This is a genomic window from Jidongwangia harbinensis (assembly GCF_020216025.1).
Classification (GTDB): Bacteria; Actinomycetota; Actinomycetes; order Mycobacteriales; family Micromonosporaceae; genus Actinoplanes; species Actinoplanes harbinensis.
Genome location: NZ_JAIWNC010000001.1, coordinates 263,935 through 287,139, shown reverse-complemented (window position 1 = coordinate 287,139; position 23,205 = coordinate 263,935). Strand labels below are relative to the sequence as shown.

At 72.6% G+C, this 23,205-nt stretch carries 19 protein-coding genes; 12 read left to right on the top strand and 7 right to left on the bottom strand.

The features are described 5' to 3' along the window. Nucleotides 1–56: 56 nt before the first annotated feature. Nucleotides 57–314, bottom strand: coding sequence for a hypothetical protein (locus LDL48_RS01265; RefSeq protein WP_225253067.1), 258 nt, complete (start codon nt 312–314; stop codon nt 57–59). Between the two features lie 237 nt (nt 315–551). Here LDL48_RS01265 and LDL48_RS01260 point away from each other — a divergent pair, with 237 nt between their 5' ends. From LDL48_RS01260 to LDL48_RS01240, 5 genes are read left to right on the top strand one after another with little or no spacing between them, the layout of a single operon-like run. Beyond that, on the top strand, nt 552–3,368 hold the full coding sequence (locus LDL48_RS01260) for a cation-translocating P-type ATPase (protein ID WP_225253066.1): 2,817 nt from the start codon (nt 552–554) through the stop codon (nt 3,366–3,368). Nucleotides 3,369–3,386: 18 nt separating this feature from the next. Continuing rightward, nucleotides 3,387–4,238: a polyphosphate kinase 2 gene (ppk2, locus tag LDL48_RS01255; RefSeq protein WP_225253065.1), complete on the top strand. Its 852-nt coding sequence runs from the start codon at nt 3,387–3,389 to the stop codon at nt 4,236–4,238. A gap of 27 nt (nt 4,239–4,265) precedes the next feature. Beyond that, on the top strand, nt 4,266–5,738 hold the full coding sequence (gadC, locus tag LDL48_RS01250) for a glutamate/gamma-aminobutyrate antiporter GadC (RefSeq protein ID WP_225253064.1): 1,473 nt from the start codon (nt 4,266–4,268) through the stop codon (nt 5,736–5,738). Beyond that, a complete protein-coding gene (locus LDL48_RS01245) occupies nt 5,735–6,181 on the top strand; it encodes a hypothetical protein (RefSeq protein ID WP_225253063.1) in 447 nt (148 codons plus the stop codon). Before gadC ends, LDL48_RS01245 begins: the two co-directional genes overlap by 4 nt. Before the next feature lie 5 nt (nt 6,182–6,186). Next, nucleotides 6,187–7,527, top strand: a complete 1,341-nt coding sequence (locus LDL48_RS01240; RefSeq protein WP_225253062.1) for a dipeptidase — start codon at nt 6,187–6,189, stop codon at nt 7,525–7,527. Between the two features lie 49 nt (nt 7,528–7,576). Here LDL48_RS01240 and LDL48_RS01235 read toward each other — a convergent pair whose 3' ends face one another. Together LDL48_RS01235 and LDL48_RS01230 are read right to left on the bottom strand one after the other, a co-directional pair. After that, nucleotides 7,577–8,653, bottom strand: coding sequence for a M24 family metallopeptidase (locus tag LDL48_RS01235; RefSeq protein ID WP_443667664.1), 1,077 nt, complete (start codon nt 8,651–8,653; stop codon nt 7,577–7,579). Between the two features lie 77 nt (nt 8,654–8,730). Next, nucleotides 8,731–10,230: an MFS transporter gene (locus LDL48_RS01230; RefSeq protein WP_225253060.1), complete on the bottom strand. Its 1,500-nt coding sequence runs from the start codon at nt 10,228–10,230 to the stop codon at nt 8,731–8,733. A 172-nt stretch (nt 10,231–10,402) separates the two neighbouring features. On the opposite strand from LDL48_RS01230, the gene LDL48_RS01225 reads away from it, so the two are divergent. Beyond that, on the top strand, nt 10,403–11,659 hold the full coding sequence (locus tag LDL48_RS01225; RefSeq protein WP_225253059.1) for a threonine/serine exporter family protein: 1,257 nt from the start codon (nt 10,403–10,405) through the stop codon (nt 11,657–11,659). 11 nt (nt 11,660–11,670) lie between these two features. Here the strand turns inward: LDL48_RS01225 and LDL48_RS01220 are convergent, their stop codons facing one another. Both LDL48_RS01220 and LDL48_RS01215 read right to left on the bottom strand, forming a co-directional pair. Then, a complete protein-coding gene (locus LDL48_RS01220; protein WP_225253058.1) occupies nt 11,671–12,003 on the bottom strand; it encodes a hypothetical protein in 333 nt (110 codons plus the stop codon). Between the two features lie 88 nt (nt 12,004–12,091). After that, nucleotides 12,092–12,652, bottom strand: a complete 561-nt coding sequence (locus LDL48_RS01215; protein ID WP_225253057.1) for an Rv1733c family protein — start codon at nt 12,650–12,652, stop codon at nt 12,092–12,094. Between the two features lie 198 nt (nt 12,653–12,850). Between LDL48_RS01215 and LDL48_RS01210 the strand changes: the two genes are divergently transcribed. Beyond that, the gene (locus tag LDL48_RS01210) at nt 12,851–13,438 is read left to right on the top strand and encodes a DUF7144 family membrane protein (RefSeq protein ID WP_225253056.1); all 588 of its coding nucleotides are present in this window, start codon (nt 12,851–12,853) and stop codon (nt 13,436–13,438) included. On the opposite strand, the gene LDL48_RS44365 is transcribed toward LDL48_RS01210, so the two are convergent. After that, the gene (locus LDL48_RS44365) at nt 13,435–16,107 is read right to left on the bottom strand and encodes a winged helix-turn-helix domain-containing protein (RefSeq protein WP_225253055.1); all 2,673 of its coding nucleotides are present in this window, start codon (nt 16,105–16,107) and stop codon (nt 13,435–13,437) included. The genes LDL48_RS01210 and LDL48_RS44365 overlap by 4 nt on opposite strands. A 341-nt stretch (nt 16,108–16,448) precedes the next feature. On the opposite strand from LDL48_RS44365, the gene LDL48_RS01200 reads away from it, so the two are divergent. Continuing rightward, nucleotides 16,449–16,667, top strand: coding sequence for a DUF8691 family protein (locus LDL48_RS01200; protein ID WP_225253054.1), 219 nt, complete (start codon nt 16,449–16,451; stop codon nt 16,665–16,667). Between the two features lie 9 nt (nt 16,668–16,676). Here LDL48_RS01200 and LDL48_RS01195 read toward each other — a convergent pair whose 3' ends face one another. After that, nucleotides 16,677–18,023, bottom strand: coding sequence for a diacylglycerol/lipid kinase family protein (locus LDL48_RS01195; protein ID WP_225253053.1), 1,347 nt, complete (start codon nt 18,021–18,023; stop codon nt 16,677–16,679). Between the two features lie 375 nt (nt 18,024–18,398). Between LDL48_RS01195 and LDL48_RS01190 the strand changes: the two genes are divergently transcribed. The 4 genes from LDL48_RS01190 (at nt 18,399) to LDL48_RS01175 (ending at nt 23,203) form a co-directional block, all read left to right on the top strand. Then, nucleotides 18,399–20,945, top strand: coding sequence for a winged helix-turn-helix domain-containing protein (locus LDL48_RS01190; RefSeq protein WP_255627020.1), 2,547 nt, complete (start codon nt 18,399–18,401; stop codon nt 20,943–20,945). 130 nt (nt 20,946–21,075) lie between these two features. Further along, a complete protein-coding gene (locus LDL48_RS01185) occupies nt 21,076–21,537 on the top strand; it encodes a hypothetical protein (protein WP_225253311.1) in 462 nt (153 codons plus the stop codon). Nucleotides 21,538–21,559: 22 nt separating this feature from the next. Then, the gene (locus LDL48_RS01180) at nt 21,560–22,033 is read left to right on the top strand and encodes a DUF7144 family membrane protein (protein WP_225253051.1); all 474 of its coding nucleotides are present in this window, start codon (nt 21,560–21,562) and stop codon (nt 22,031–22,033) included. A 45-nt stretch (nt 22,034–22,078) separates the two neighbouring features. Next, nucleotides 22,079–23,203 carry an AI-2E family transporter gene (locus tag LDL48_RS01175; protein WP_225253050.1) on the top strand — a complete coding sequence of 375 codons (1,125 nt, stop codon included), beginning with the start codon at nt 22,079–22,081 and terminating at the stop codon, nt 23,201–23,203. The last annotated feature ends 2 nt before the right edge of the window (nt 23,204–23,205 follow it).

Genomic DNA, 23,205 nt, shown 5'->3' with positions numbered 1-23,205 from the left:
CGGGCGTGCCGGACAGTCTGCGTTCCGGCCCTTCCGGACCACGGCCGGCGTCGCGGTTATCGCCCGCAGACCAGGATGCTTCCGATCCGGCCGGGTGCCGGGGCGCCGGGCCCGGCACCCGTCGCGGGAGGTGGTCCGGCCGGCTCGTCGAGCAGGACGACGATCGGGAAACACTCCGCGGAACCGGTCCCCACGTCCTCGGGATGTGTGCGCTGGGCGCTCCACCCCGCGGTCCACGGCACGACCAGCACCGCGGCCGTCACCGCGGCGACGGTGAACAGGGTGTCGGCGCGGGCTCCACGGCTGGGGTCCATCCCCTGAGGATCGCCGAGGGTCCGGCCGGCGCACGCCATCCCCGGGGAATGAACGCCGCGCGGCGGGCCGCACCCGCCGCAGGGCCGGCGGCGGCGCCGGTTCGGGCGGCGGTGCGGATGCGGATCCGGCGCCGAACCGAAACCATCCGCCCGGGGTGAGGGGCGGGTGTCGATCAGGCGTGAACGTGAACCCGTACACCGGGCGGGATCGGCCTGCTCGGACCCTGGGGGCGCGTGATGACCGAAGCGACCAGCATGATCGATCAGCAGCGGTCCGGCGCTGTGGCCGACCGGCCACCGTGGTACGCCCGTACGGCGCCCGAGGTGGTGTCGGCGCTGGGCACCGATGCCGAGCGCGGGCTGGACCGCGCGACGGCGGTCGACCGGCTCGGCCGGCTCGGGCCGAACCGCATCGCCGAGGAGAAGGCTCCGCCGGCCTGGTCGGTGGCGATGCGGCAGCTGCGCGATCCGATGAACATCATGCTGGTGGTCGTGGTGGCCGCGGGAGTCGTCATCGGCGAATTCTCGACGGCCGTGATCGTGGCGCTCCTGGTGCTGCTGAACGTCGTGCTCGGTGCCCGGCAGGAGCTCGCCGCCCGGGCCAGCGTGGACGCGCTGTCCAGGATGCAGGTGCCGGCCGCGCGGGTGGTCCGCGACGGCCACGTGGTGCTGCTGCCGGCCGTGGAGCTGGTCCCCGGCGACGTGGTGCGTCTGGAGGCGGGCGACATCGTCCCGGCGGACGGGCGGGTGCTGCGGTCGAGCACGCTGGAGACCCAGGAGGCGGCGCTGACCGGGGAGAGCGCGCCGGTGGCCAAGGACGCCGGTGTGCTGCCACCGGGTGAGGTGGCCCTCGGCGACCGGTCCAACATGCTGTTCCAGAACACGTCGGTGACCCGGGGAACGGCGACGGTGGCGGTCACCGCGACCGGCATGCAGACCGAGATGGGCCGCATCGCCACCATGCTCACGCAGGTCGAACGGACCCGTTCGCCGCTGCAGCGGGAACTCGACGCGCTGACCAAGGTGCTCGGCGTCATCGCCTGGTCCGCGGTCGCGTTCATCGTCGTGGTGGGCTGGATCCGCGGACTGGAGCTGGACCAACTGCTCCTGCTGGGCACCGCGGTGGCGATCTCCGCCATCCCGACCGGCCTGCCGGCGTTCGTCGCCGGGCTGTTGTCGTACGGCGCCAAGAATCTCGCCGCGGCGCGCGCCATCGTCAAGAACCTCACCGATGTCGAGACACTCGGCGCCACCAGCGCGATCAACACCGACAAGACCGGCACGCTGACCATGAACCAGATGATGGTCTCGCTGCTCTACACCCAGGGCGCCTGGTTCACCGTGGCGGGCGACGGCTACCGCAAGTCCGGCGCGATCACCTCGGTGGCCGGCCTGCCGGTGCCGGACTTCACCCGGCTCGCCCTGGGCCTGGTGCTGGACAGCGACGCGATCGTCGCGGACGACGGCGCCGTGGTCGGCGACCCGACCGAGGCGGCGCTGGTGGTGCTGGCGGCCAAGCTGGGGGTCGACGCCGAGCAGACCCGCCGGGCGTACCCCCGGATCGCCGAGGTGCCGTTCGACTCCGAGTACAAGTTCATGGCCACCTTCCACCGGTATCCGGTGGACGGCGGCGAGCGGGTCATCGAGTTGGTCAAGGGCGCGCCGGACGTGGTGCTGGCGCGCTGTGCCCGGGCCGGGGGAGCGCTGAGCGACCGGCCGGCCGAGATCGACGACGTCCGCGAGGCGATCGAGGAGGCCGACCGGCGGATGGGCGCGCAGGGCCTGCGGGTGCTGGCGTTCGCCACCCGGATCGTGGAACCCGACGAGGAGCCGGAGCTGAACCGCGACCCGATGGCGCTGACCACGGGCCTGAGTTTCGTCGGCCTGGTCGGCATCATCGACCCGTTGCGCGCCGAGGCGCACGACGCGGTCCGCACGGCGTTGCGGGCGGGCATCGACGTCCGCATGATCACCGGCGATCACGCGGTGACCGCTCAGGCGATCGCCGGCATGCTCGGGCTGGGCCCGGGCGCGCTCAGCGGCACCGAGTTGCGGCAGATGTCCGACGAGGAACTCGATCGCCGGCTGCCGGACCTGCACGTGTTCGGCCGGGTGTCGCCGGAGGACAAGCTGCGGCTGGCCCGGGCGATGCAGCGGCAGGGCCAGATCGTCGCGATGACCGGTGACGCGGTCAACGACGCGGCCGCGCTGAAACAGGCGGACATCGGCGTCGCCATGGGCAGTGGCAGCGAGGTCACGAAGCAGGCGGCCCGCATGATCCTCACCGACGACAACTTCGGCACGCTGGTGCGCGCGGTCGAGATCGGCCGCCGGGTGTACGGGAAGATCGTCGCCTACGTGCGTTACCAGATGACCCAGCTGCTCGCCCTGGTGATGCTGTTCGTGGCGGCCACCGCGTTCAACATCAACAACGGCGTGGCGCTGACCCCGTCGATGGTGCTCTACCTGTTCTTCTTCGCCACCGCCGTGGGCGTGATCATCATCGCGGTCGACCCGGGCGACCCACGGGTCATGCACCGCCCGCCGCGCGATCCGAAGGTGCAGATCACCAACCGCCGGGCGGTGCTGTTCTGGTTGCTCTACGCCCTGGTGCTGTTCGGCGCCGCGCTCGTGCCGCTCGTTGCCGGTCCGGACGAGCCGCGTACCGACGCCCCCAGCGCGGCCATGACCATGGCGTTCGTCGTCCTCGGCCTGGGCACCGTGGGCAATGCGATCACCAACCGCCGGGATCCGGCCGGCGGGCTGGTGCCGCCGATCCTCAAGGCCGCCGGGATCGGGCTGATCACGGTCGCGCTCCTGGTGCTCGCCACCCGGGTCGACTTCCTGCAGCAGAGCCTGCTCACCCAGCCGCTGACCGGCCCGCAGTGGCTGGCCTGCCTGGCCCTCGCGCTGGCCCTGCCGACGGTGGTCGAGACCGCGAAGCTGATCCGCCGGGCCCGGGTCCCGCACGTGGCCATCGACCCGGTGGAGGCCGTCACGCCGGACCGCGGCCGCGCGCCGGCTCCGGACCGCATGCCGCCGCTGCCCACCTGACCAGCCGAGGAGAGAGCCATGGCCAAGCACAAGAACGCGGCGCACGCCGGTCACCCGTCGCCGGATCCCGCGACCGGCAACGGCGCCCGGCCGAAACCCCGGATGAGAAACAAGCAGTACCGGCGCGAACTGCGGCTGCTGCACGGCGAGCTGGTCGCGATGCAGGAGTGGGTGCGGTCCACCGGAGCGAAGGTCTGCGTGGTGTTCGAGGGCCGGGACACCGCCGGCAAGGGCGGCACCATCAAGGCGATCACCGAGCGGGTGAGCCCGCGGGTGTTCCGGGTGGTCGCGCTGCCCGCACCGACGCCCCGCGAGCGGTCCCAGATGTACCTGCAGCGCTACGTGCCCCACCTGCCGGGCGCCGGTGACGTCGTCATCTTCGACCGCAGCTGGTACAACCGGGCCGGCGTCGAGCGGGTGATGGGTTTCTGCACCGAGGCGCAGACCGAGGAGTTCCTGCACGCGACACCGGACGTGGAACGCGCCATCGTGGACTCCGGGGTGATCCTGCTCAAGTACTGGCTGGAGGTCAGTGCCGACGAGCAGACCCGGCGCCTGCAGAGCCGGATCGACGACCCCCGCAAGATGTGGAAGCTCTCCGACCTGGACCTCAAATCCTACAGCCGATGGTACGAGTACTCGCGCTGCCGCGACGAGATGTTCCGCGCGACGGACACCCCCTGGGCCCCGTGGTACGTGGCACGTACCGACGACAAGAAGCGCGGCCGGCTCAACATCATCAACCACCTGCTCGGCAGCGTCCCGTACGAGCCGCTGCCGCGCCGCCCGGTGACGCTGCCGAAGCGGCAGAAGGCGGACGGCTATGCCGAGCCGGCCGTGCCGCCGCACTACATCCCGGCGCCGTACTGACCGTCCCGCAGAATCGGAGGATTCACCGTGAGCACGAAGGATGTCCCCGCGAGCCGGTCGGTACCACCGACCGACCCCCGGGCCGTGGCAGGCACCCGGGCACCCGCGGTCGCCTACATCTCGTGGGTCGCGCTGGCCCTCATGACGACCAGTTCGGTGGCCAGCCTGCGGCCGTCACCGACCATGGCCGTGTACGGGCTGGCCTGCGTCTTCCTCTACCTCATCCCGGCCCTGGTCTTCCTGATCCCGACGTCGCTGGTCTCCGCCGAGCTTGCGTCCGGCTGGAGCGGCGGTGTCTACCGGTGGGTCAGTGAGGGCATCTCCAAGCCGATGGGCTTCCTGGCCGTCTGGTGCCAGTTCGCCATGACGGTCTTCTACTACCCGAGCCTGCTGGGTTTCGTGGCGGCCACGCTGGCGTACGTCATCAACCCGGACCTGGCGAGCAACGGCGTCTGGACCGCGATCGTGATCGTGGTCTGCTACTGGACCGGGGTGTGGGTGTCGTCGCGGGGCACCAAGGGCGTCGCCGGTCTGGCCAGCAGCGGCCTGATCATCGGTACCCTGATCCCCGGCGTGCTGCTGGTCACGCTCGGCCTCGTCTTCCTGGGCCAGGGCAATGAGTCCGCCGCCCCGATGACCGCCGACAACCTGCTTCCGGCCTGGGCGGGACTGGCCAGCCTGGTGCTCATCGTCAACAACTTCCTGTCGTACTCCGGCATGGAGATGAACGCGGTGCACGTCTCGTCGTTGCGCGATCCGGCCAAGCAGTTCCCGAAGGCGATGTTCTTCGCGATGGGCCTGGTGCTGCTCATCTTCATCCCGCCGGCGCTGGCGATCAGCTGGATCGTGCCGGCCGAGCAGCTCTCCCTGACCGCCGGCATCATGCAGGCGTTCGACGCGGTGTTCGCCCAGTTCGGGTCGCAGTGGCTCACCCCGATCGTCGGGATCATGCTGGTCACGGCGTCCCTCGGCGGCATGCTCACCTGGCTCGCCGGTCCGTCCCGTGGTCTGCTGCTGATCTCCCGGCAGGAGGGCTACCTGCCGCCGTTCCTGCAACGCCTGAACTCCCACGGCGTGCAGCAGAACATCCTGGTCACCCAGGGCGTGGTCACCACGGTCATCGCGCTCGGATACGCACTGATCCCGGACGTGTCCAGCGCGTACTGGATCTTCTCGGTGATCACCACCCAGGTCTACCTGATCATGTACCTGCTGATGTTCATCGCGGCCGCCCGGCTGCGCAAGCGGCAGCCCGACCACCCCCGCGGATATCGCGCCCCGATGCTGGTCGGTCTGTGCGGCGTCGGCTTCGCGGCCTCCCTCGCCGCGCTGCTGATCGGATTCATCCCGCCGTCCCAGTTCGGCTCCGGCAACATCGGGGTGTACCTGCTGATCGTGGCGGGCGGCGCGCTCGGGCTCGGGCTGCTCGTGCCCTACCTGTTCTACCGGCTGCGTAAACCGTCCTGGCGGACGGCCGACCCCGAGGAGGTGCCGGCATGATCCGGGCCACCGTCAACGATGCCGACCGGACCCACCGGACCACCTACGTGGTGCTCGGTGTCAGCTTCCTCCTGCTCCTCGGCGTCGCCCTGTTCGCGTTCGAGTCGGCCCGGTCGTCGGAGGAGGCCGAGGCGAAGGCCGACCGGTACCGCGCCGAGCTGTCCGCCCGCGGCCTGGGCGTGCCGTCGCAGGAACAGATCGTCCAGGTGCTCGGCGACGACGGCGGCGCCCTCTGCGACGACCCGGACTCGGCGCTCAACCGGGCGATCCTGTACGGCACGCTGACCAACGGTGCCGGCGGTCCCGGCGCCCGGCCGGTGATCGCGGACAACAACGTGCTGCAGGGCCAGTTGCTGGCCATCAAGGTCTACTGCCCGGAGGAACTGGAGAAGTTCGTCGAGGTCACGGACGTTCTGAAGTTCGCCGACATGGTGCAGGGGTGAGCCGGATGGACCCGCGTGAACGGATCACCGGCCTGATGGCTCGAGCCCGCGCCGACCTGGCCGAGCTGGTGGCCATCCCCTCGGTCGCCGACCCGCGCCAGTTCCCGCCGCAGGAGTGCGAGCGGGCCGCGCAGTGGGTGCGCGACCGGTTCGCCCAGGTCGGATTCACGGATCTGCGGCTGGCCGAGACCGCCGACGGAAGCCGTGCCGTCTACGGTGCCCGGCCGGCGAAGGACCCGGCCGCGCCCACCGTGCTGCTGTACGCCCACTACGACGTCCAGCCACCGCTCGACGAGGACGCCTGGCACACCCCGCCGTTCGCACTGACCGATGTGGACGGACGGTGGTACGGCCGGGGTGCCGCCGACTGCAAGGGCAACATCGTGATGCTCCTGACGGCGCTGCGGGCGCTCGCCGGCGAGATCCCGGTGAACGTGAAGCTCATCGTGGAGGGTTCCGAGGAACAGGGCACCGGCGGACTCGAGGACTTCGTTCCGCGCAACGCCGATCTGCTTCGCGCGGACGCGATCCTGGTGTGCGACACCGGTAACGTGGCGGTCGGCGCGCCGGCCGCCACGGTCAGCCTGCGCGGAATGGTCAACGTGGTGGTCGGTGTCGAGGCGCTCGGGTCGGAGGTGCACTCGGGCATGTTCGGCGGACCCGCGCCGGACGCGCTCGCCGCCCTCGTGCAGATGCTCGCGACGCTCCGCGACAGCGCCGGCAACACCACGATCGCCGGCCTGGACAACACGCAGACCTGGACCGGCGAGGAGTACCCGGCCGACCGGTTCCGGGCCGACGCCGGCCTGCTGGACGGGGTGGCCCTGCTCGGCGACGGCAGCGTGTCGGACATGATCTGGGCACGTCCGGCGGTCACCGTCCTGGGCATCGACTGCCCGCCGGTGGTCGGGTCGGCCGCGGCCATCCAGCCGCACGCCAGGGCCCGGCTGAACCTGCGCGTCCCGCCCGGAGTGGATCCGGACAAGGCGTACGACGCGCTGGCCGGGCAGTTGCAGGCGACCGCGCCGTGGGGCGTGCACGTCACGGTCGCGCAGGAGGCGGCGGGTCACCCTTTCCGGGCCCGGACCGGGGGACCGGCGTACGCGGCGCTGGCCGGTGCCATGCACGACGCCTTCGGCCGGCCGATGACGGCGCTCGGGCAGGGCGGGTCGATCCCGCTGTGCAACGTGTTCGCCGACACCTACCCGGACGCCGAGATCATGCTCATCGGCGTCGAGGACCCGGCGTGCCGCATGCACGCGCCGAACGAAAGTGTCCATCCCGAGGAGATCGCCCGGATGGCGCTGGCCCAGGCGCTGTTCCTGCAGCGGTACGGCGCCCGTTGACCGCGGCGGGCGGCGGCATCCCGGGCCGGATGCCGCCGCCCGCCGTGTCTCACGAGACGAAACGCAGATCGTGGCTGGTGCGGTTGAGCCGCCGGCCGCCGTCCTCGGTGACCGTCACGATGTCCTCGATCCGCACGCCGAACCGGCCCGGCAGGTAGACGCCCGGCTCGATGGAGAAACACATGCCGGGCACCAGCGGTCGCGGCTCGCCCTCCACCAGGTACGGCGGCTCGTGCGTGGTCAGGCCGATCCCGTGCCCGGTGCGGTGGATGAAGTACCGGCCGTAGCCCGCCCCGTCGATCACCCGGCGAGCCACCCGGTCGATCTCCTGGCACGCGATGCCCGGGCGAACCGCCTCGAACGCCGCCTGCTGCGCCCGGCGTACCACGTCGAACACCTGCCGTTCCTCGTCGGTCGCCGGGCCGACGTGCACGGTCCGGGTGGTGTCCGACCGGTAGTCGGCCCACACGCCGCCGAAGTCCAGGATCACCATGTCCCCGTCCCGGACGATCCGCTCGCTCATCTCGTGGTGCGGACTGGCACCGTTGGGACCGGACCCGACGATGGTGAAGTCCACCCCGGAGTGCCCGTACCGGCGCAGCAGCGCCGCCAGTTCGGCGCCGATCTCGTGCTCGGTGCGGCCGGCGAAGCGTACGCTGACGATCTGCTCGAACGCCGCGTCCGCCGCCGCCCCCGCGGCGGCCAGCCGGTCCACCTCCTCGGGCTCCTTGACCGCGCGCAGCATCGGCAGCGCCTCGGTCATCGCGCGGAAGCGGGCACCCGGCACCGCCCGCTGCAGGCCGAGCAGGTGCAGCGCCCACGCGGAGTCGGAGATCGCGTAGTGGCCGACCGGATCCAGCAGCGGCGCGAGCATCGCGTACGGGTCGGTCCCGTCGGCCCAGCCGAGCAGCGAGACGGCGGACGCCCCCGGTGCCGCCTCGGCGTCCGGGCGCTCCAACGCCGGCACCAGGGTGACCGGGTCCCGGCCGGCGTCGAGGACGAGCAGCGTGATCCGCTCCGTGATCGCGGTCGGACGGTACCCGGTGAAGTAGGAGAGATCGGGACCCGGGGCCACCAGGACCCCGGAGAGACCGGCCGCGGTGGCCTGCTCGACCGCACGCTCCATGCGGCGCACGTAGTCCTTGGTGGTGAACGGGCTGGTGTGCATCGGACGTACCTCCTCGCCCCCGGCGCGGCCCCGTCTCAGCGGTGCGCCGTCGGCTGTGTCGGGATGGTGTGACTCGCCGCCGCGGCCGCGGCGGAACGCTCGAGGGTCGACGGCGTCGTGCCCCGGTGCCGGCCCATCAGCACGGCGAGGGCGATGCCGAGTCCCGCCATGCCGGCGAGCAGCAGCGCCGAGCGGGACAGGCCGGCCGCCAGGGCGTCGGCCGGCGCGGCGCCGTCGGCGGTGCGGGCCGCGGACACGGCGGCGGAGACGGTCGCGGCGGCCGCGACGGCCAGCGACCCGCCCACGTACCGGGCCATGTTGGAGATGCCCGCGGCCTGTCCCACCTCGGCCGGTGCGACGGCGGCGGTGGAGGCCGACGACGCCGGCCCGTTGGACAGGCCCAGGCCGATCGCGATGACGGCGAGCGGCAGGACGAAAGCGGCGTAGCTCCAGCCCGCGGTCACGAACGCGAGTGCCGCGCAGCCGGCCGCGGCTAGGCCGAAGCCGAGGGCCACCGCCTGCCGTGACCCGATCCGCACCGCGAGCGGCGTGATCAACGGGGTGACGGCGATCATCGCGGCGGCGGCCGGAAGCGTGGCGAAGCCGGCCTGCAACGCGCTCATGCCGAACCCTGCCGGATCCTGGAAGTACAGGCTGAGCAGGTACATCAGAGCGTTGATCGCGCCCGCGACGAGCAGGATCGCCGCGGTCGCGCCGATCACCACCCGGTTGCGCAACAGCCGCAGGTCGACCAGCGGCGCGGCGGCCCGGCGCTCGGCGGCCACGAACCCCGCGGCCCCGAGCCCGGAGACCACCAGGCAGAGCAGCGTCGGCGCCGAGACCCAGCCCCAGTCCGCGCCCTCGCTGAGCGCCAGCACGAGGGGCACCAGGGCGACCGCGACCAGCACCGTACCCAGCACGTCGATGGACCGCGGCCGGTCGGGATCGCGGGACTCCGCGACGGTACGCAGGGTCAGCGGAATGCAGCCGGCGGCGATGGCGGCGTCGATCCAGAACAGACCCGCCCAGCCGACGGTGTCGGCCAACAGCCCGCCGAGCAGGGGACCGGCGGCGGCACCGACCGCCGACGCCGCGCCCCACAGCGTGATGGCACGCATCTGGCCGGTGCCGGACGACGCGACCGACAACAGGCTCATCCCGCAGGCGAGGATGGTGGAACCGGCCGCTCCCTGGATCATCCGGCCGGCGATCACCCCGGCGCCGCCGCCGGCCAGCGCGATGAGCACGCAGGACGCGGTGAACAGGGCCAGGCCGCCGACGAAGATCCGCCGCCGGCCGAAGACGTCGCCCATCGCGCCGGCGGTCACGATGACCGCCGCGCCGACCAGCATGTACCCGGTCACCGCCCACTGCAGCTGGGACACCGTGGTGCCGAGGTCCGCACTGATCGCCGGCAACAGGATCGTCACCGCGGAGGTGTTCGCGTTGACCACCAGTGCCGACACACACGCCGCCAGCAGTACGCCACGACCTGCACTGCGGCCGGTCGCCGCCGTTGCCCCGGTTCCGGCCATGCCGTTCCCTTCTCTGGATCGTGCTGTCCCGTCCGGGTCCAGCCTGGTGACCGGGCGGTGCGCGGGCGTCACTCGCCGGGGATGAGCGAGCGCCGCGCGGTCGCCGGACGACGACACCTCACCCGCGCGTGGTGAGGTGGGTCCCCCTCGCGGCTGGCTAGCGTCGGTGACCGTGACGACGGACCGGACAGTCGGCAGAGCCGGAGATCTGCAGCAGTTCCTGCTCTTCCTCGGCAGCGCGCTGACCGCCGCCGGGGAGGCCGTCAACCGGGTCGAGGAGCATCTGCGCCGGGTGGCCGCCGCCTACGGTGCCCCGGACGCGCGGGTCAGTGTGCTGCCCACGTACCTGGTGGTGGCGCTGGAACCCGGGCGGCCGGCGACGCTCGAGCCGACCGGCCAGCTGCGCGGTGGACTGCGGCTCGACCAGACGGCGGCGTTGTTCGAGGTCCTGCGGTCGGCCGAGCGTGGTCATCTCGAGCCGGACCAGGGCTCCCGTCAGGTGCAGGCGGTCGTCGACATGCCGCCCCGGTTCGGCGTCGCCGTCCGGGTCCTCGGGCATGCCGTGCTGACCGTGGGCATCTGCCTGGTCCTGAAACCGACCTGGGGTGATCTGGTACTGGCCGCGGTGTTCGGTGTGCTGGTCGGCCTCCTGAAGCTGACCGGTGCGCGGCTCGCGGGCCTGCAGATGATCCTGCCGGTGGCCGCCGCGTTCGCGGTGGCGACCCTGACCTTCCTGCTGGCGGGGACCGGGTGGGCCGACGCGGATCTGCGGGCCATGGTGGCACCGCTGGTCACGTTCCTGCCCGGTGCGATGCTCACCATGGCGGTGGTGGAGATCTCCGCCGCCGAGATGATCACCGGCTCCAGCCGCCTGGTGACCGGTTTCCTGCAGCTGTTACTGCTGGCCTTCGGCATCATCGGCGCCACGCACGCCGTGGGCACGCCGCCGGCGAACCTGCACGCGGAGACCCCGGCGGGGGCGCTGGGGGAGTGGGCACCGTGGATCGGGGTGCTGATCGTCGGCATCGGCAGCTACCTGCTCCACTCCGGCCCGCCACGCTCCCTGGGCTGGCTGTGTCTGGTGCTGTACGCCGGCTGGATCGGTCAGTACCTCGGCGGTCTGATCCTGGGCGGGTACCTCAGCGGGCTGGTCGGCGCCGTGGTGCTGACCGTGGTGGCGTACACGGTGGAGCGGGTGCCGTCGGGGCCGCCGGCGCTGGTGTCGTTCCTGCCGGGCTTCTGGTTGCTCGTCCCCGGAGCCCTGAGTCTGATCGGGATGACCGAGTACCTGAGCCGGGACGTCGTGCGGGGCGCCGAGGACCTGCTGGGCGCGATCGGTTCCATGGTGGCGGTGGCCCTCGGGGTGCTGTGCGGCCACCCGCTCTTCCAGTCGCTGGCCCGGGCGATCGACCGGACCGGTGACCGGTAGCAGGTCGCGGACTACACCTGGTCCAGATCGAACGAGTGGCGGCCCGGATGGCCCTCGAACAGCAGACAGACGACCTCCCCGGCGGACTCCTCGGTGTCGTCGTCGACCGCGGCACACGCCGTGCCCTGCTCGACCGCCGAGGAGGTCAGGGTCCAGCGGACCCACCACTCGACCTTGTCGCTGCGCTGGCCGAGGTCGCCGTGGGCACCGTCGTGCCGGAACTCGAGTTGACAGTCGTGGTGACGCCGAACCTGGAGCGCGGCGAAGGGCCGCCGCCGGAGCCAGAAGACCTGAAGGTCGCTGAGCTCGATCCGAGCGGGACACCGTTCACCGGGCGAGAACACGTCAGACACCGTACTGTGAGCCCGCCAACATGGCGACCGGTGGCAGCGCTGGATTTGTGGCCGCCGGCCGCCTCCCCGGTGTGGCCGGCTAGCGGCGCCCGCTCCAGCGTGGTCCGACCGTCGCCCATTCCGTCTGCCACGCGATCATCCGGCGACGGTCGAGCCGGCGCCGGACCAGCCGGCGCACACCGGCCAGGACGGCCGCGACCGCGCCGACGGCCAGCACGGCGGCCACCACGGCGACCGCCCGCGGATCGCGGTGGCTCGGCGATGGGGTCAGCCGCCCGCCGTCGTCGACCCACACCTCCACCGTGCTGCCGGGACCCCGGTCGGCACGGACGAAGACGGTACCGGTGCGGACCACACCGTGCGGCGCCGTCCACCGGGCCCGGGCGGGCACCAGCTCCGGACCGCCGTCGGCGGTTGCCACCAGGACCGCGGGGACCCGGTGGTGCTCCCGCCGCTGCCCGGCGTTGTCGTCGGTGACGTCCCGGAAGGCGGCCTCCGCCGCCAGCCGGCCGGCCCACGGCGAGAGGACGAGCATGGCGAGCACGAGGACCAGGGTGAGCCCGGCCTCGATCCGGTCGCAGGTACGCCGCAGCGGATTGCGCCCCCGGCCCCGGTGCCGGGCCGTACGACGAGCCGGCATGTCTCCTCCCATCGGCCCGGCGGCTCCACCAGTCAGCCACAGGGCCGCCGGACGGAGCCTCATCCGGGCGGAATGAACGGGTCGCCGATCGGCGCCGGCCGCCGCGTGGTCCGTTCACCCCAGCTGGATGAGGCAGGCGCCGGGGTGTGTCGGGGAAGCTCGGCGCGACCGTGCGATTACTGGCAGCAGGAGGACACGATGACGGACATGCACCCGCCGGCGAGCGACGGCACGGACACCGGGGCCGCCAGTACAGCTGAGGCCGCCAGTACAGCTGAGGCCGCCAAGGCGCCGGAGCCGGCGTCCCGGAACGGGCTACGGCCGGCACCCGCGCACGCGGCGCCGGCCGCTGCGCTGACCGCCCGGACGACCGCCTGGCTGGGGTGGGTGCTGTTCGTCAGCATCATCATGCTCTCCGCGGGCCTGATCAATATCGTCCAGGGACTGGTCGCGCTGTTCGACGAGGACTTCTACCGGTCCTCCGCCTCGGGCCTGGCGGTCGATGCGAGCTACACCGCGTGGGGGATCGCCCTGCTGGTGCTCGGCGTGGCCCTGATCGCCGGCGCGTACGGCGTACTGACCGGCTACCGGTGGGGCCGGACCATCGGCGTGCTCGCGGCCGCGGTGAACGCACTCGTGAACCTGGGCTTCGCGGCGGCCTACCCGTACTGGACGGTGCTGGCCGTCTGTTTCGACGTCATCGCGATCTACGCCCTGGTGGTGCACGGCGGCGCGGCCCGGACGCTGCGCACGGGCAGCCAGGACCGCCCCGCCCGGGCCGTCTAGAGCAGTCCTTGCTCGCGGGCACGGGCCACCGCCTGCCGGCGTCGTGCGGTACCGAGCTTGCGATAGATCGCCCGCATGTGCGCCTTGATCGTGTTGACCGACACCCCCAGTTCCTCCCCGATCTCCGCCGCCGTCAACATGGTCGGCAGGTAGCGCAGCACCTCGGTCTCCCGTTCGCTCAGGGTGCTCGCGGCACGCGCGGTGCCGTTCCGGCCGGCCGCGCCGATGCGCTGGACGAGGTCGGCGACGAACGGGGGGTGTTCGCCCGCGGTCAGGTTCTGCCGGTCGATCAGGTGAGCGAGCCGCCCGCCGGCCAGCTCCAGGAACGGGCGGCGGATCCCCTCCGGCGCCGCGAGCGCGATCGCCCTGCCCAGCATCTCGCCGGCCCGGAGTCCGTGCCCGGCGGCGTCGGACACCAGGGCGTCCAGGATGCGCGCCTCGACGGTCGCCACGGTCTCCGACATCAGCGAACCCCGCTCGGTCAGCGACGACTGCGCCCCGCTCAGGTCGCGCGTGGCGAGCGCCGCGCGAACCAGCAGGTTCCGCTCCGGCAGGGTCAGCGTGGCGGGCCGGCCCGGTGGGCCGTACCGTTGCCGAACCAGATCGGGCCGGCCGGAGCGCAGGTCCGCCTCGGACTCGGTGGCCAGGAGCCAGCGGTCGACCTCCGGCAGCCGGGCCCGCGGGTAGCGCGGACGGCGGGCCTCCGTCAGCAACGCCCGTGCGTTGGGCACCCGGTCCTGTGCCATCGCCAGCCGCGCCGCGATGCCCAGCGTCATCTTCCACTGGGCCGCCTCGGGGTCGCTGCGATGCGCGCGTGAGCCCCGCTGCAGCGCCTGGTCGGCCCGTTCCGGGCGACCGCGTTCCAACTCGACCAGGGCCATGGCGTGATGCGCGGGCACGGTCTGCAGCGCGTTCGTCCATCCGCCACGGGCCGCCTTGTCCAACGCGGTGCCGGCCCGCCGCTCGGCCTCCCGCACCGACCCGAACATCACCTCGAGCAACGCCAGGTGCCCGAGCGCGTTGATCTCGACCAGTCCCACACCGGCCGCACCTGCGGCGGCCGCCCCCATGGCGAGGTATCGCTGGGCGGCCTCGGTCCGTCCGGTCCACAGCAGCGCCACGCCCTTGTTGTTCAACGCGATCGCCCGGTACTGCAGCGTCGAGGGCAGCCGCGCGAACGACACGTGGGCGAGCGCGGCGAGCTGCTCGGTGGTGCTGTCGAGGATCGCCGGCATGTCGCCGTCCACCCGGCTCACCGCGGCTCCCAGCGCCCGGATCGCGATTCCGGCCGGGCGGCCCTCGGCGTCGGACCGACCGGCCAGTTTGGCCCGCGCCTCGCCCAGCCGCTCGTGGAGGCCCGCGTAGTCGCCGGCGTTGAACAGCAGCATCGCCTCGGACACGGCCAGTTCGGCCGTGCGCGCGAACACGCCGGCCGGCACCTGCTCGATCACCTTCACCAGCCGGGCACGCTCGCGGGAGAGGATCATCGGCGCCGCGTCCACCACGAGCCGGCCGACATACGACCAGTCCTGCGCGGCGACCGCATGGCCGAGAGCGTCCAGGATGAGATCGTGCCGGGCGTACCAGTCGGCGGCCCGGCGGTGCAGCAGCTGCACCATCTCCGGGGCCTCCAGCATCAGACGGTGCTGCAGCACGTCCCGGACCAGGTGGTGGTAGCGGAACCAGAAGGGCCGGGAGTCGAGCCGGACGACGAACTGGTTGACCTGCTCGAGCTGTTCCAGGAAACGCTGCCCGGTGCGTTCCAGGGTGAGCGCGTCGGCCAGTTCGCCGCACAGCTGCTCGCAGATGCTGGTGTACAGCAGGAACGTCCGTACCTGCGGAGTCTGGCGGGCCAGCACCTCTTCGGACAGGTAGTCGTCGACCGGCCGCACGTCGCCGGTGAAGTCGGCGACGGAGCCGCCGTCCGGGCCGGCGACGAAGGCCGCCGCGAGTTGCAGGCCCACCGCCCAGCCCTCGGTCCGCTGCACCAGCACCGCCACCTCGTCCGGTGGCAGGCTGACCCCCTGACCGGCGAGCAACGTGGCCGCCTCGGCCGCGTCGAAGGCGAGCTCACCGGCGCGGATCTCGGTCAGTTCGCCGGCCGCGCGCAGCCGGTGCAGCGGCAGCGCCGGCTCCGAACGGCTGATCAGCACGGTCCGCAGCCCGGCCCGCGGCGGGCGCAGCAGGATGCTCAGCTCCCGGACCAGCCGGGCATCGTCGATCACATCGACGTCGTCGAGAACGAGCACCATCGGGGCCGGGAGCCGGTCGAGCACGCCACCCAGCTCCCGGAGCCACGCGAGGCCGTCGCCGGGCCCGGGACCGAGGTCGGCCGGCAGCCGGCCGGCCGTCGCGGACCGCAGGGCCGCGAAGATGTTCGCCGAGAACACGCGGGGATCGTTGTCGGTACGGTCGAGTGTCAACCAGGCCACCGGCCGGCGCTGGGTCGCCGCCCACGCCGACACCAGCGTGGTCTTGCCCCACCCCGGACCGGCACTGACCAGCGTGACCGGCCGCCGCGCGCCGGCGTCCAGCAGTTCGGTCAGGCGGGCCCGGTGCAGGCTGGACCGGCTGACGCTGGGCCGGGACACCTTGGGTGCGGCCAGCACCGGCGCGGCCCGGACGGCCGGCGGCCCACCCGGCTGGTTCGCTTCACCGTGCTGCTTCACCCTTGTTCCCCTCTTCGCGTCCCGCCACCTGCGTGCAGGCGGTGTTCCGCTGAGGGACGCGGATGCGTCGCCCGGCGGAGCAGCCACCGACAGGGTCCACGATTCCGCGGTGTGCAGCGCAGCGGTCCGCCGGCGCGCCTGGGCGGGCGGCGCGCCGGTGCGGACCCATGATCCGTTCCCTCACCGGCAGGCCATCACGGAAGGGCGGGCCGACGCAACAGTCGGCGTGGCAGTACTTGCACCGGGTCCACCCGTCATGGATGAGCTGCGCCGTCGCGGATCGGAGCACGATCGGGGCAGACGTTCCCCGTAAGCCGACCACGGCGGGAGAGCCCGAAGCCATGAATGTCCGCTATGAGATTCACGTCCAAGGTCTGCTCGGACCGGTTCTGCGAGCCACTTTCGCCGAGCTGACGTGCGAGGTGGTGCCCCGGCGTACCACCATCCGGGGCCGGCTGTCCGCGGAGGAGCTGCGCCACCTGCTGGACCGGCTGGACCGGTGCGGTATGCAACTGGAGCGGGTGCATTCCCCGGACGCCGACGACCAGGGCGAGTACTGAGCGCCCGCATCAGCCGCGGCCGGTGGACAGAGCGAGCCGGCGCAGGCGGATCCAGTCCAGGTCCGGCCGCGGTGTGACGCCCGGCCGGTCGCGGGGCACCCGTACCCGCAGTGCCGCGGGCTGGATCGTGCACCGGACCGGTGTGGACACCGTGAGTGCCTCGCCGTCGACGCCCACCGGCACCGACGGCGCGTCCGCATCGATCACGACCTCGGTGGCGGTGCGGACGGTGAGCGACCCCGACCCGCGGCGGCGACCGCGCACCAGCCCGGCGGCGTCGACCGCTCCGCGCACCGTGACCGCCAGGACGCCCAGCACGCCGCCGTCCAGCCGTGGCCGCCGGCCGAGCCCGGCGACGTCCCCCGAACCGTACGGGTTGTTGCTGATCAGCACGGCCTGCGGTCCGGTCCGGACGGTGTCGTCCACGTGCAGCCGTAACCGTGGCCCGCGATGCCCGGCGAGCAGCTCGGGAAGCATGTCCAGCGCGGTGCCGACCTTGTCGTCGCGGTAGGCGGAACTCTGCACGACCGCCGCGTACGCCCCGAACGAGGCGTTGTTCACGAACGTACGATCGCCCATCCGGCCCAGGTCGACCCGCATCTCGACACCGTCGGTGAGTGCGTTCAGACAGGTCGCCGGGTCCGTCCGGTCCAGACCCAGGTCGAGCGCGAAGTGGTTCCGGGTTCCCGCGGAGATCACCAGGAACGGCAGGCCGTGCTCGGCCGCGACGGCGGCCACCCGGGCCTGGGTGCCGTCGCCGCCGGCCACACCGAGCAGGTCCGCGCCGTCGCGCACCGCCCGGCGGGCCAGGTCGGCCACGTCCGTCTCCGCCGGCCCGGCGAGCAGGACCACCTCGGCGCCCAGTGCCCGGGCGCGCTCGACCAGCCCGAACCGCTCGACCTTGCCGCCCCCGGATCGCGGGTTCATGATCAGGAATGGGCGCCGGGGCGGCGGACTGTCGTACTCCACCGGCCCGTTCGAGGTGGCGAGCGCGCGGCGTCCGGCCGCGACGGCCGCGACCCACAACAGCGTGAACGCCACGACCTCCGCGATCAGCCGGTGGGCGGCGAACAGGACGGCCACGGCGAGCGGTGCCAGCACGACCAGCGTCCCGGCGACCCACCGCCGCAGGCCCCGGGAACTCAGGAACCACCAGGCGCCGGCCAGCCCGGCCGCCAGCCCGGCGATCGCGACGGCCAGGAGCAGCACGCCCGCCAGGACCCCGACGAGCAGCAGCAGGGCGGTGGCCGCGGCGGCCAGCACGAAGGCGGCCCGGGCGAGCCACCGTTGGGCCGGCCGGGACGGCACGGCAGCCGCCGGAGCCTCCGCGGCGGCGGTGTACCGGGCACGCGTCATCGGGTCGCCTCCCGTCGATGTGGTCTTCCGGCAGTGTCGTCGGCCGGGCCGAACCGGTGCCTCATGCCCGCCGGATGAACCGCGACGATCGCTCGGAGTGGCGACTGTGCACTTCACGCCGCCGGAGCGCCCGGCGTACCCTCCGATGCGGAGGACTGCGCACATCCTCCGAATTATCCGATCCGGAGGATGCGCTACTGACGCGTACCGCAGAGGCTGAATTCCTGATTAGCGCCCGCGGAAGGGGGTCCCGTGCGTGCTGTTACCTCCGCGTTGGTTTCGGTAAGTCACGAGACGACCATCGATGATCCGCTCCTACGCTCCAGGTTCGACGTTCCCGATCGTCCACCCTTCGCGGTCACCCGCCCGCGCCTGTTGAACCGGCTCAGCGGCAGCGATGCGCCGGTCACCGTGGTCGTCGGGCCACCCGGCAGCGGGAAGACGCAGCTGGTGGCCTCGTGGGTCACCGAGGCCCGGGCCTCCGGCGCGGTCGCCTGGATCAACCTCGAGGACGACGACCGGTCCTGTCCGTTCTGGACGGTCATCGTCGAGGCGCTGCGCGATGCCGGCCTGGCGATCTCACCGTCCGTGGCCGCCTCGCCCGTGTCGTCGCCGGTCGACCGGTCCTTCCTGGTCCGGCTCGCGGCCGAGCTGAGCCGTCTGCGGAAGCCCGTCCTGGTGGTCCTCGACGGCGTCTCCGACCTGGCCGGCAGCCAATGGGCCGCCGAGCTCGAGTTCGTGCTCCGCCACACCGCCCCGCTGCTGCGGCTCGTCCTGATCGGACGCTGGGACCCCCCGCTGCCGACGCACCGCTACCGGCTGGCCGGGCGGCTGCTCGAGATCCGCAGCGCGGATCTGGCCTTCACCGCCGACGAGGCCGCCAAGCTTCTCGGCCTGCACGGCGTGCACCTCAGTCCGGCGAAACTGGCCTCGCTGCTCGAACACACCGAGGGCTGGGCCGCGGGCCTGCGGCTGTTCGCGATGGCCCTGCAGGGCCGGGAGGACGCGGACCGCATCGTCGACACCATCACCGGCAACGAGGCGACGATCGCCGAGTACTTCTTCGACGAGGTGCTCCGGGTACAGCCCGACGACGTGCGGTCGTTCCTGCTGGACATCAGCGTGCTGGACACGTTCACCGCCGAGCTGGCCGAGGCGGTCAGCGGCCGGGCCGACGCCCGGGGCATCCTGACCGATCTGGAACGCCGCAACGCGTTCGTTCAGCCGGTCGCCGAGTACTCGACCGTCTACCGCTTCCACCGGCTCTTCGCCGAGCTCCTGCTGGCCCAGCTGCTGTGTGCCGCCCCGGAGCGGCTACGGGTGCTGCACCGCCGTGCCGCCGCGTGGTTCGCCGAACGCGGGCAGACCGCGGACGCGGTGGCCCACGCGGTCAAGGCCGGCGACTGGGACGCCGCCGCGACGGTCGTCATCGAGCACTACGCCATCGGCCGTCTCCTCATCGACGGCCGGACCGGAGGGATCGGCCGGCTCCTGCACCAGCTGCCCACCGACCTGGAAACTCCGCAGGTGGCGCTGGTCGCCGCGGCGCTGGCGCTCGCCGACGGCTCCGCCGCGGACTGCGCCCAGCACCTGTGGCGGCTGCGGCCGGACGGCGGGGCCGCCGCGGGTGACGACCCGGCCGTCACCCTCTCGGACCTGCTGCTGCGGGTCATGCTCGCGGACGCGTACGGCACGGAGGAGCAGGTGCTCAGCTGCTCCGCCGCGGCAGAACAGGCGCTGGCCCACGCACCACCGGGTCAGCTGGCCCGGCACCCCGAACTGTCGGTGCTGCTGCTGGCCGCGAAGGGCCGGGCACAGAGCCGGCAGGGCGCGATCGACGCGGCAGCGGTCACCTTCACCCGGGCGATAGCCAAGGCTGACCCGGATAACCAGTACCCACGAATTGAATGCCTCGAACACCTGGCCGTCATCGAAGCGCACCGCGGACGTCTCGGACACGCCGAGCGGCTCGCCGAGGAGGCGATCGACATCGCGGAGCGGTGTGGCCTGGAGGCGGCCCGGCGGCCGGTCACCGCTCACGCCGCGCTGGCGTGGGTGGCCATGGAACGCTACGACGTCGACGCGACCGGCCACCATCTGCGCATCGCCGGTCAGCGGCGGCGGTCCGACGCCGACCCGCTGACCACCGCGACCATCGCACTGGTGAAGGCGCGCCGGCTGCAGGCGCGGGGCGAGTTACGCGGCGCCGCCGAGCTGCTCGACGAGGCCGAGCGGACGGACGGACGAAGAAGACCGCGTTGGCTGGCCCGCGACATCGTCCTGGCGCGCGCCCGGCTGATGATCACCGTCGGGCGGGCCGGCGACGCGCTCCGGCTGGTCAGCGCGCTGCCCGCACCGGCCCACCACGCGGTCCGGGTGGCCCACGCCGCGGCCCTGGTCGGGGTCGGCGACGCGGAGCCGGCCCGGGAACTGCTCCGGCCGGTCCTGGTGGCGGTGGGGCTGCCCTCGCCGGTGGCGGTGGACGCCTGGCTGGTGATGGCGACGGTGGCGGCGCACGACGGGGACACCGAGGAGGCCCGGAGCGCGCTCGGGCACGCGCTCCGGCACGCCATCCCGGAGGCGCAACGGCGGGCGGTGCACCAGGTCTGGGCCCAGCTGCGCCGGCTGTTGCGCGACGACGACGAACTGGCCGAACAACACCGCGTGCTGCAGGGCGCCGGGCGTGACTCCGGCGGATCGGGCGCGCCGGACACCGGACCGATCCTGGTCGAGCCGCTGAGCCGGCGCGAGATGGAGGTGCTGCAGGGCATCGCCGCCATGTTGCCGACCGAGGAGATCGCCGCCCGGCTGTTCGTGTCGATCAACACGGTCAAGACCCACGTCCGCAGCATCCTCCGCAAGCTGTCCGCGTCCCGCCGCAACGAGGCGGTGCGCCGGGCCCGGGCCCTGGGCCTGATCTGAGCCGGCGCGGCCCGGCCCGGCCACCGGCCGGGCCGGCCGGCGAACTCACTCGCCAGGGATGGCGCGCGGCCTCGCCGGACGACGCGAGCATGTGCCGGGACAGCCCAGTGGAAGGAGCCCGGTCGTGTGGATGTCGCTCATTCTCGGCACCTTCCTCGTGCTGGTCGTGGTGCTGGTCGCACTGGCCGCTCGGAACAGCCGGCGGCGGTTCCGGGGATCGGGCCGGGCGTTCCGGTGCAGCCTGCGCGTCCGAGGGCACCGGTCCCCGATCTGGCCGGCACTGGGCCGTCGCTGGTCCCGGCCGATGTGGGCGATGTGGTCGGACGACGTCCTGCTCGTCCGCCGCGGCCCGATCCTCGCCCGGGTGATCCCGCTGCGCACCGAACCGCCCGTGGACAGCGTGCGCACGCTCGTGTTCGAGGCTCCGCGATGGCACGGCTCGCTGCCGATCGGTGTGGTGCTGAAGATCTGGGACGGGTCCTGGATCGAGATCACCGCTCCGGCCGACGACCGCCTGGCTGTGGTCGGTCCCTATCTGGCCGCGGCGATCAACGATCTCCCGCGGGCGCCGGCACCCCGGCGCCGCACCTGACAGACGAAAGGTGGCACAACCCATGTCGGACACACAGCAGAGCAGCACCGAGACGTCCCGGCAGCAGTCCTACCCGGTCGACGAGCCGTACGACGTGCCGAGCCGGTCCCGGCCGACGGCCTGGGTCGGCGTGGTCCTGTTCGGCGGCATCATGATGTTGATGGTGGGCGGGTTCCAGTGCACCCAGGGACTCGTCGCGATCTTCCGGGAGGACTACTACCTGGTCAGCCCGAACGGCCTGGTGGTCGAGATCGACTACACCGCCTGGGGCTGGGCGCACCTGCTGATCGGGCTGGTCGCAGTGGCCACCGGAATCGGCGTGATGGCCGGGCAGATGTGGGCCCGGGTGCTCGGCATCGTGATCGCGGTGGTCAGCGCGCTGGTGAACATCGCGTTCCTGGCCGCGTACCCGATCTGGAGCACGATCATCATCGCGCTGGACGTGCTGGTGATCTACGCCCTCGCGGTCCACGGCCGCGAGGCCGGGGAGTCCTGACCCATCCGCTGGAACGGGGTCAGGTCACGGATCAGGGAGGTGCCGGTGGGCCGGGCAGCAGGCAGGAACGGCCGACCGGCACTCCGCGTGCGGGGACACGGCAACGGCTCCGGTCGCGCGGCCACCGGCACCGGCGGCGACATGATCGGCCTGCCGCGCGGCCTGATCGTGCTGCTCGGTCTGGCCGGCGCGGTGGTGACGGTGGCCGGATTGCGGATCTTCGCGGAGATCCTGGCGCCGGTCTTCCTCGCGCTGATGCTGACCGTCACGGCCAGCCCGCTCAGCACCCGGCTGATCCGCCGCGGCGCACCGGCGTGGCTGGCCGCGGCGGCCATGGTGGGGACCGTCTATCTCGTCCTGTTCGCCCTCGGGGCCGCCCTGACGGCGTCGATCGCGCGCCTCGTCGCGCTGCTGCCGCAGTACCGCAGCCAGCTCGCCGGCCTGCGCGCCGACGTGACCGGCGCGCTCGCCGCCATCGGCGTGGACACCGACCGGGCCGGCGATCTCGCCGCCCCGATCCGTCCGGAAGCGGCCGGCGATCTGCTCCAGGCGACTCTGGGCGGCCTGCTGGCGACCGCGTCCAACACCTTCTTCCTGCTCGCCGTCCTGCTGTTCCTGTGTCTGGACGCGGTGAGCTTTCCGAGCCGGTTGCGCCGGGTCGCGGTGCACCGCCCGGAGGTGGTGGGCGCGCTGCGGTCGTTCGCCGGCGGCACCCGGCGGTACCTGCTCGTCTCGACGATCTTCGGGATCATCGTCGCGGTGATCGACACGCTCGTGCTGTGGGCGCTGGACATTCCGCTGCCGCTGCTGTGGGGTCTGCTGTCGTTCATCACCAACTACATCCCGAACATCGGTTTCGTGGTGGGCCTGGTGCCGCCGGCGCTGCTCGGCCTGCTCGAGGGCGGGGTACCGCTGATGACGATGGTCATCGTGCTGTACTGCCTGGTCAACTTCGTCATCCAGTCGGTGATCCAGCCCAAGGTGGTCGGCGACGCCGTCGGCCTCTCCGCCACCGCCTCGTTCCTCTCGCTGGTGTTCTGGACCTGGGTCCTCGGACCGCTGGGTGCCCTGCTGGCCATCCCGTTGAGCCTGCTCGCCAAGGGGCTGCTCGTCGACATCGACCCGCGGACCCGCTGGATCGACTCGCTCATCTCCGCCGGACGGCGGTGATC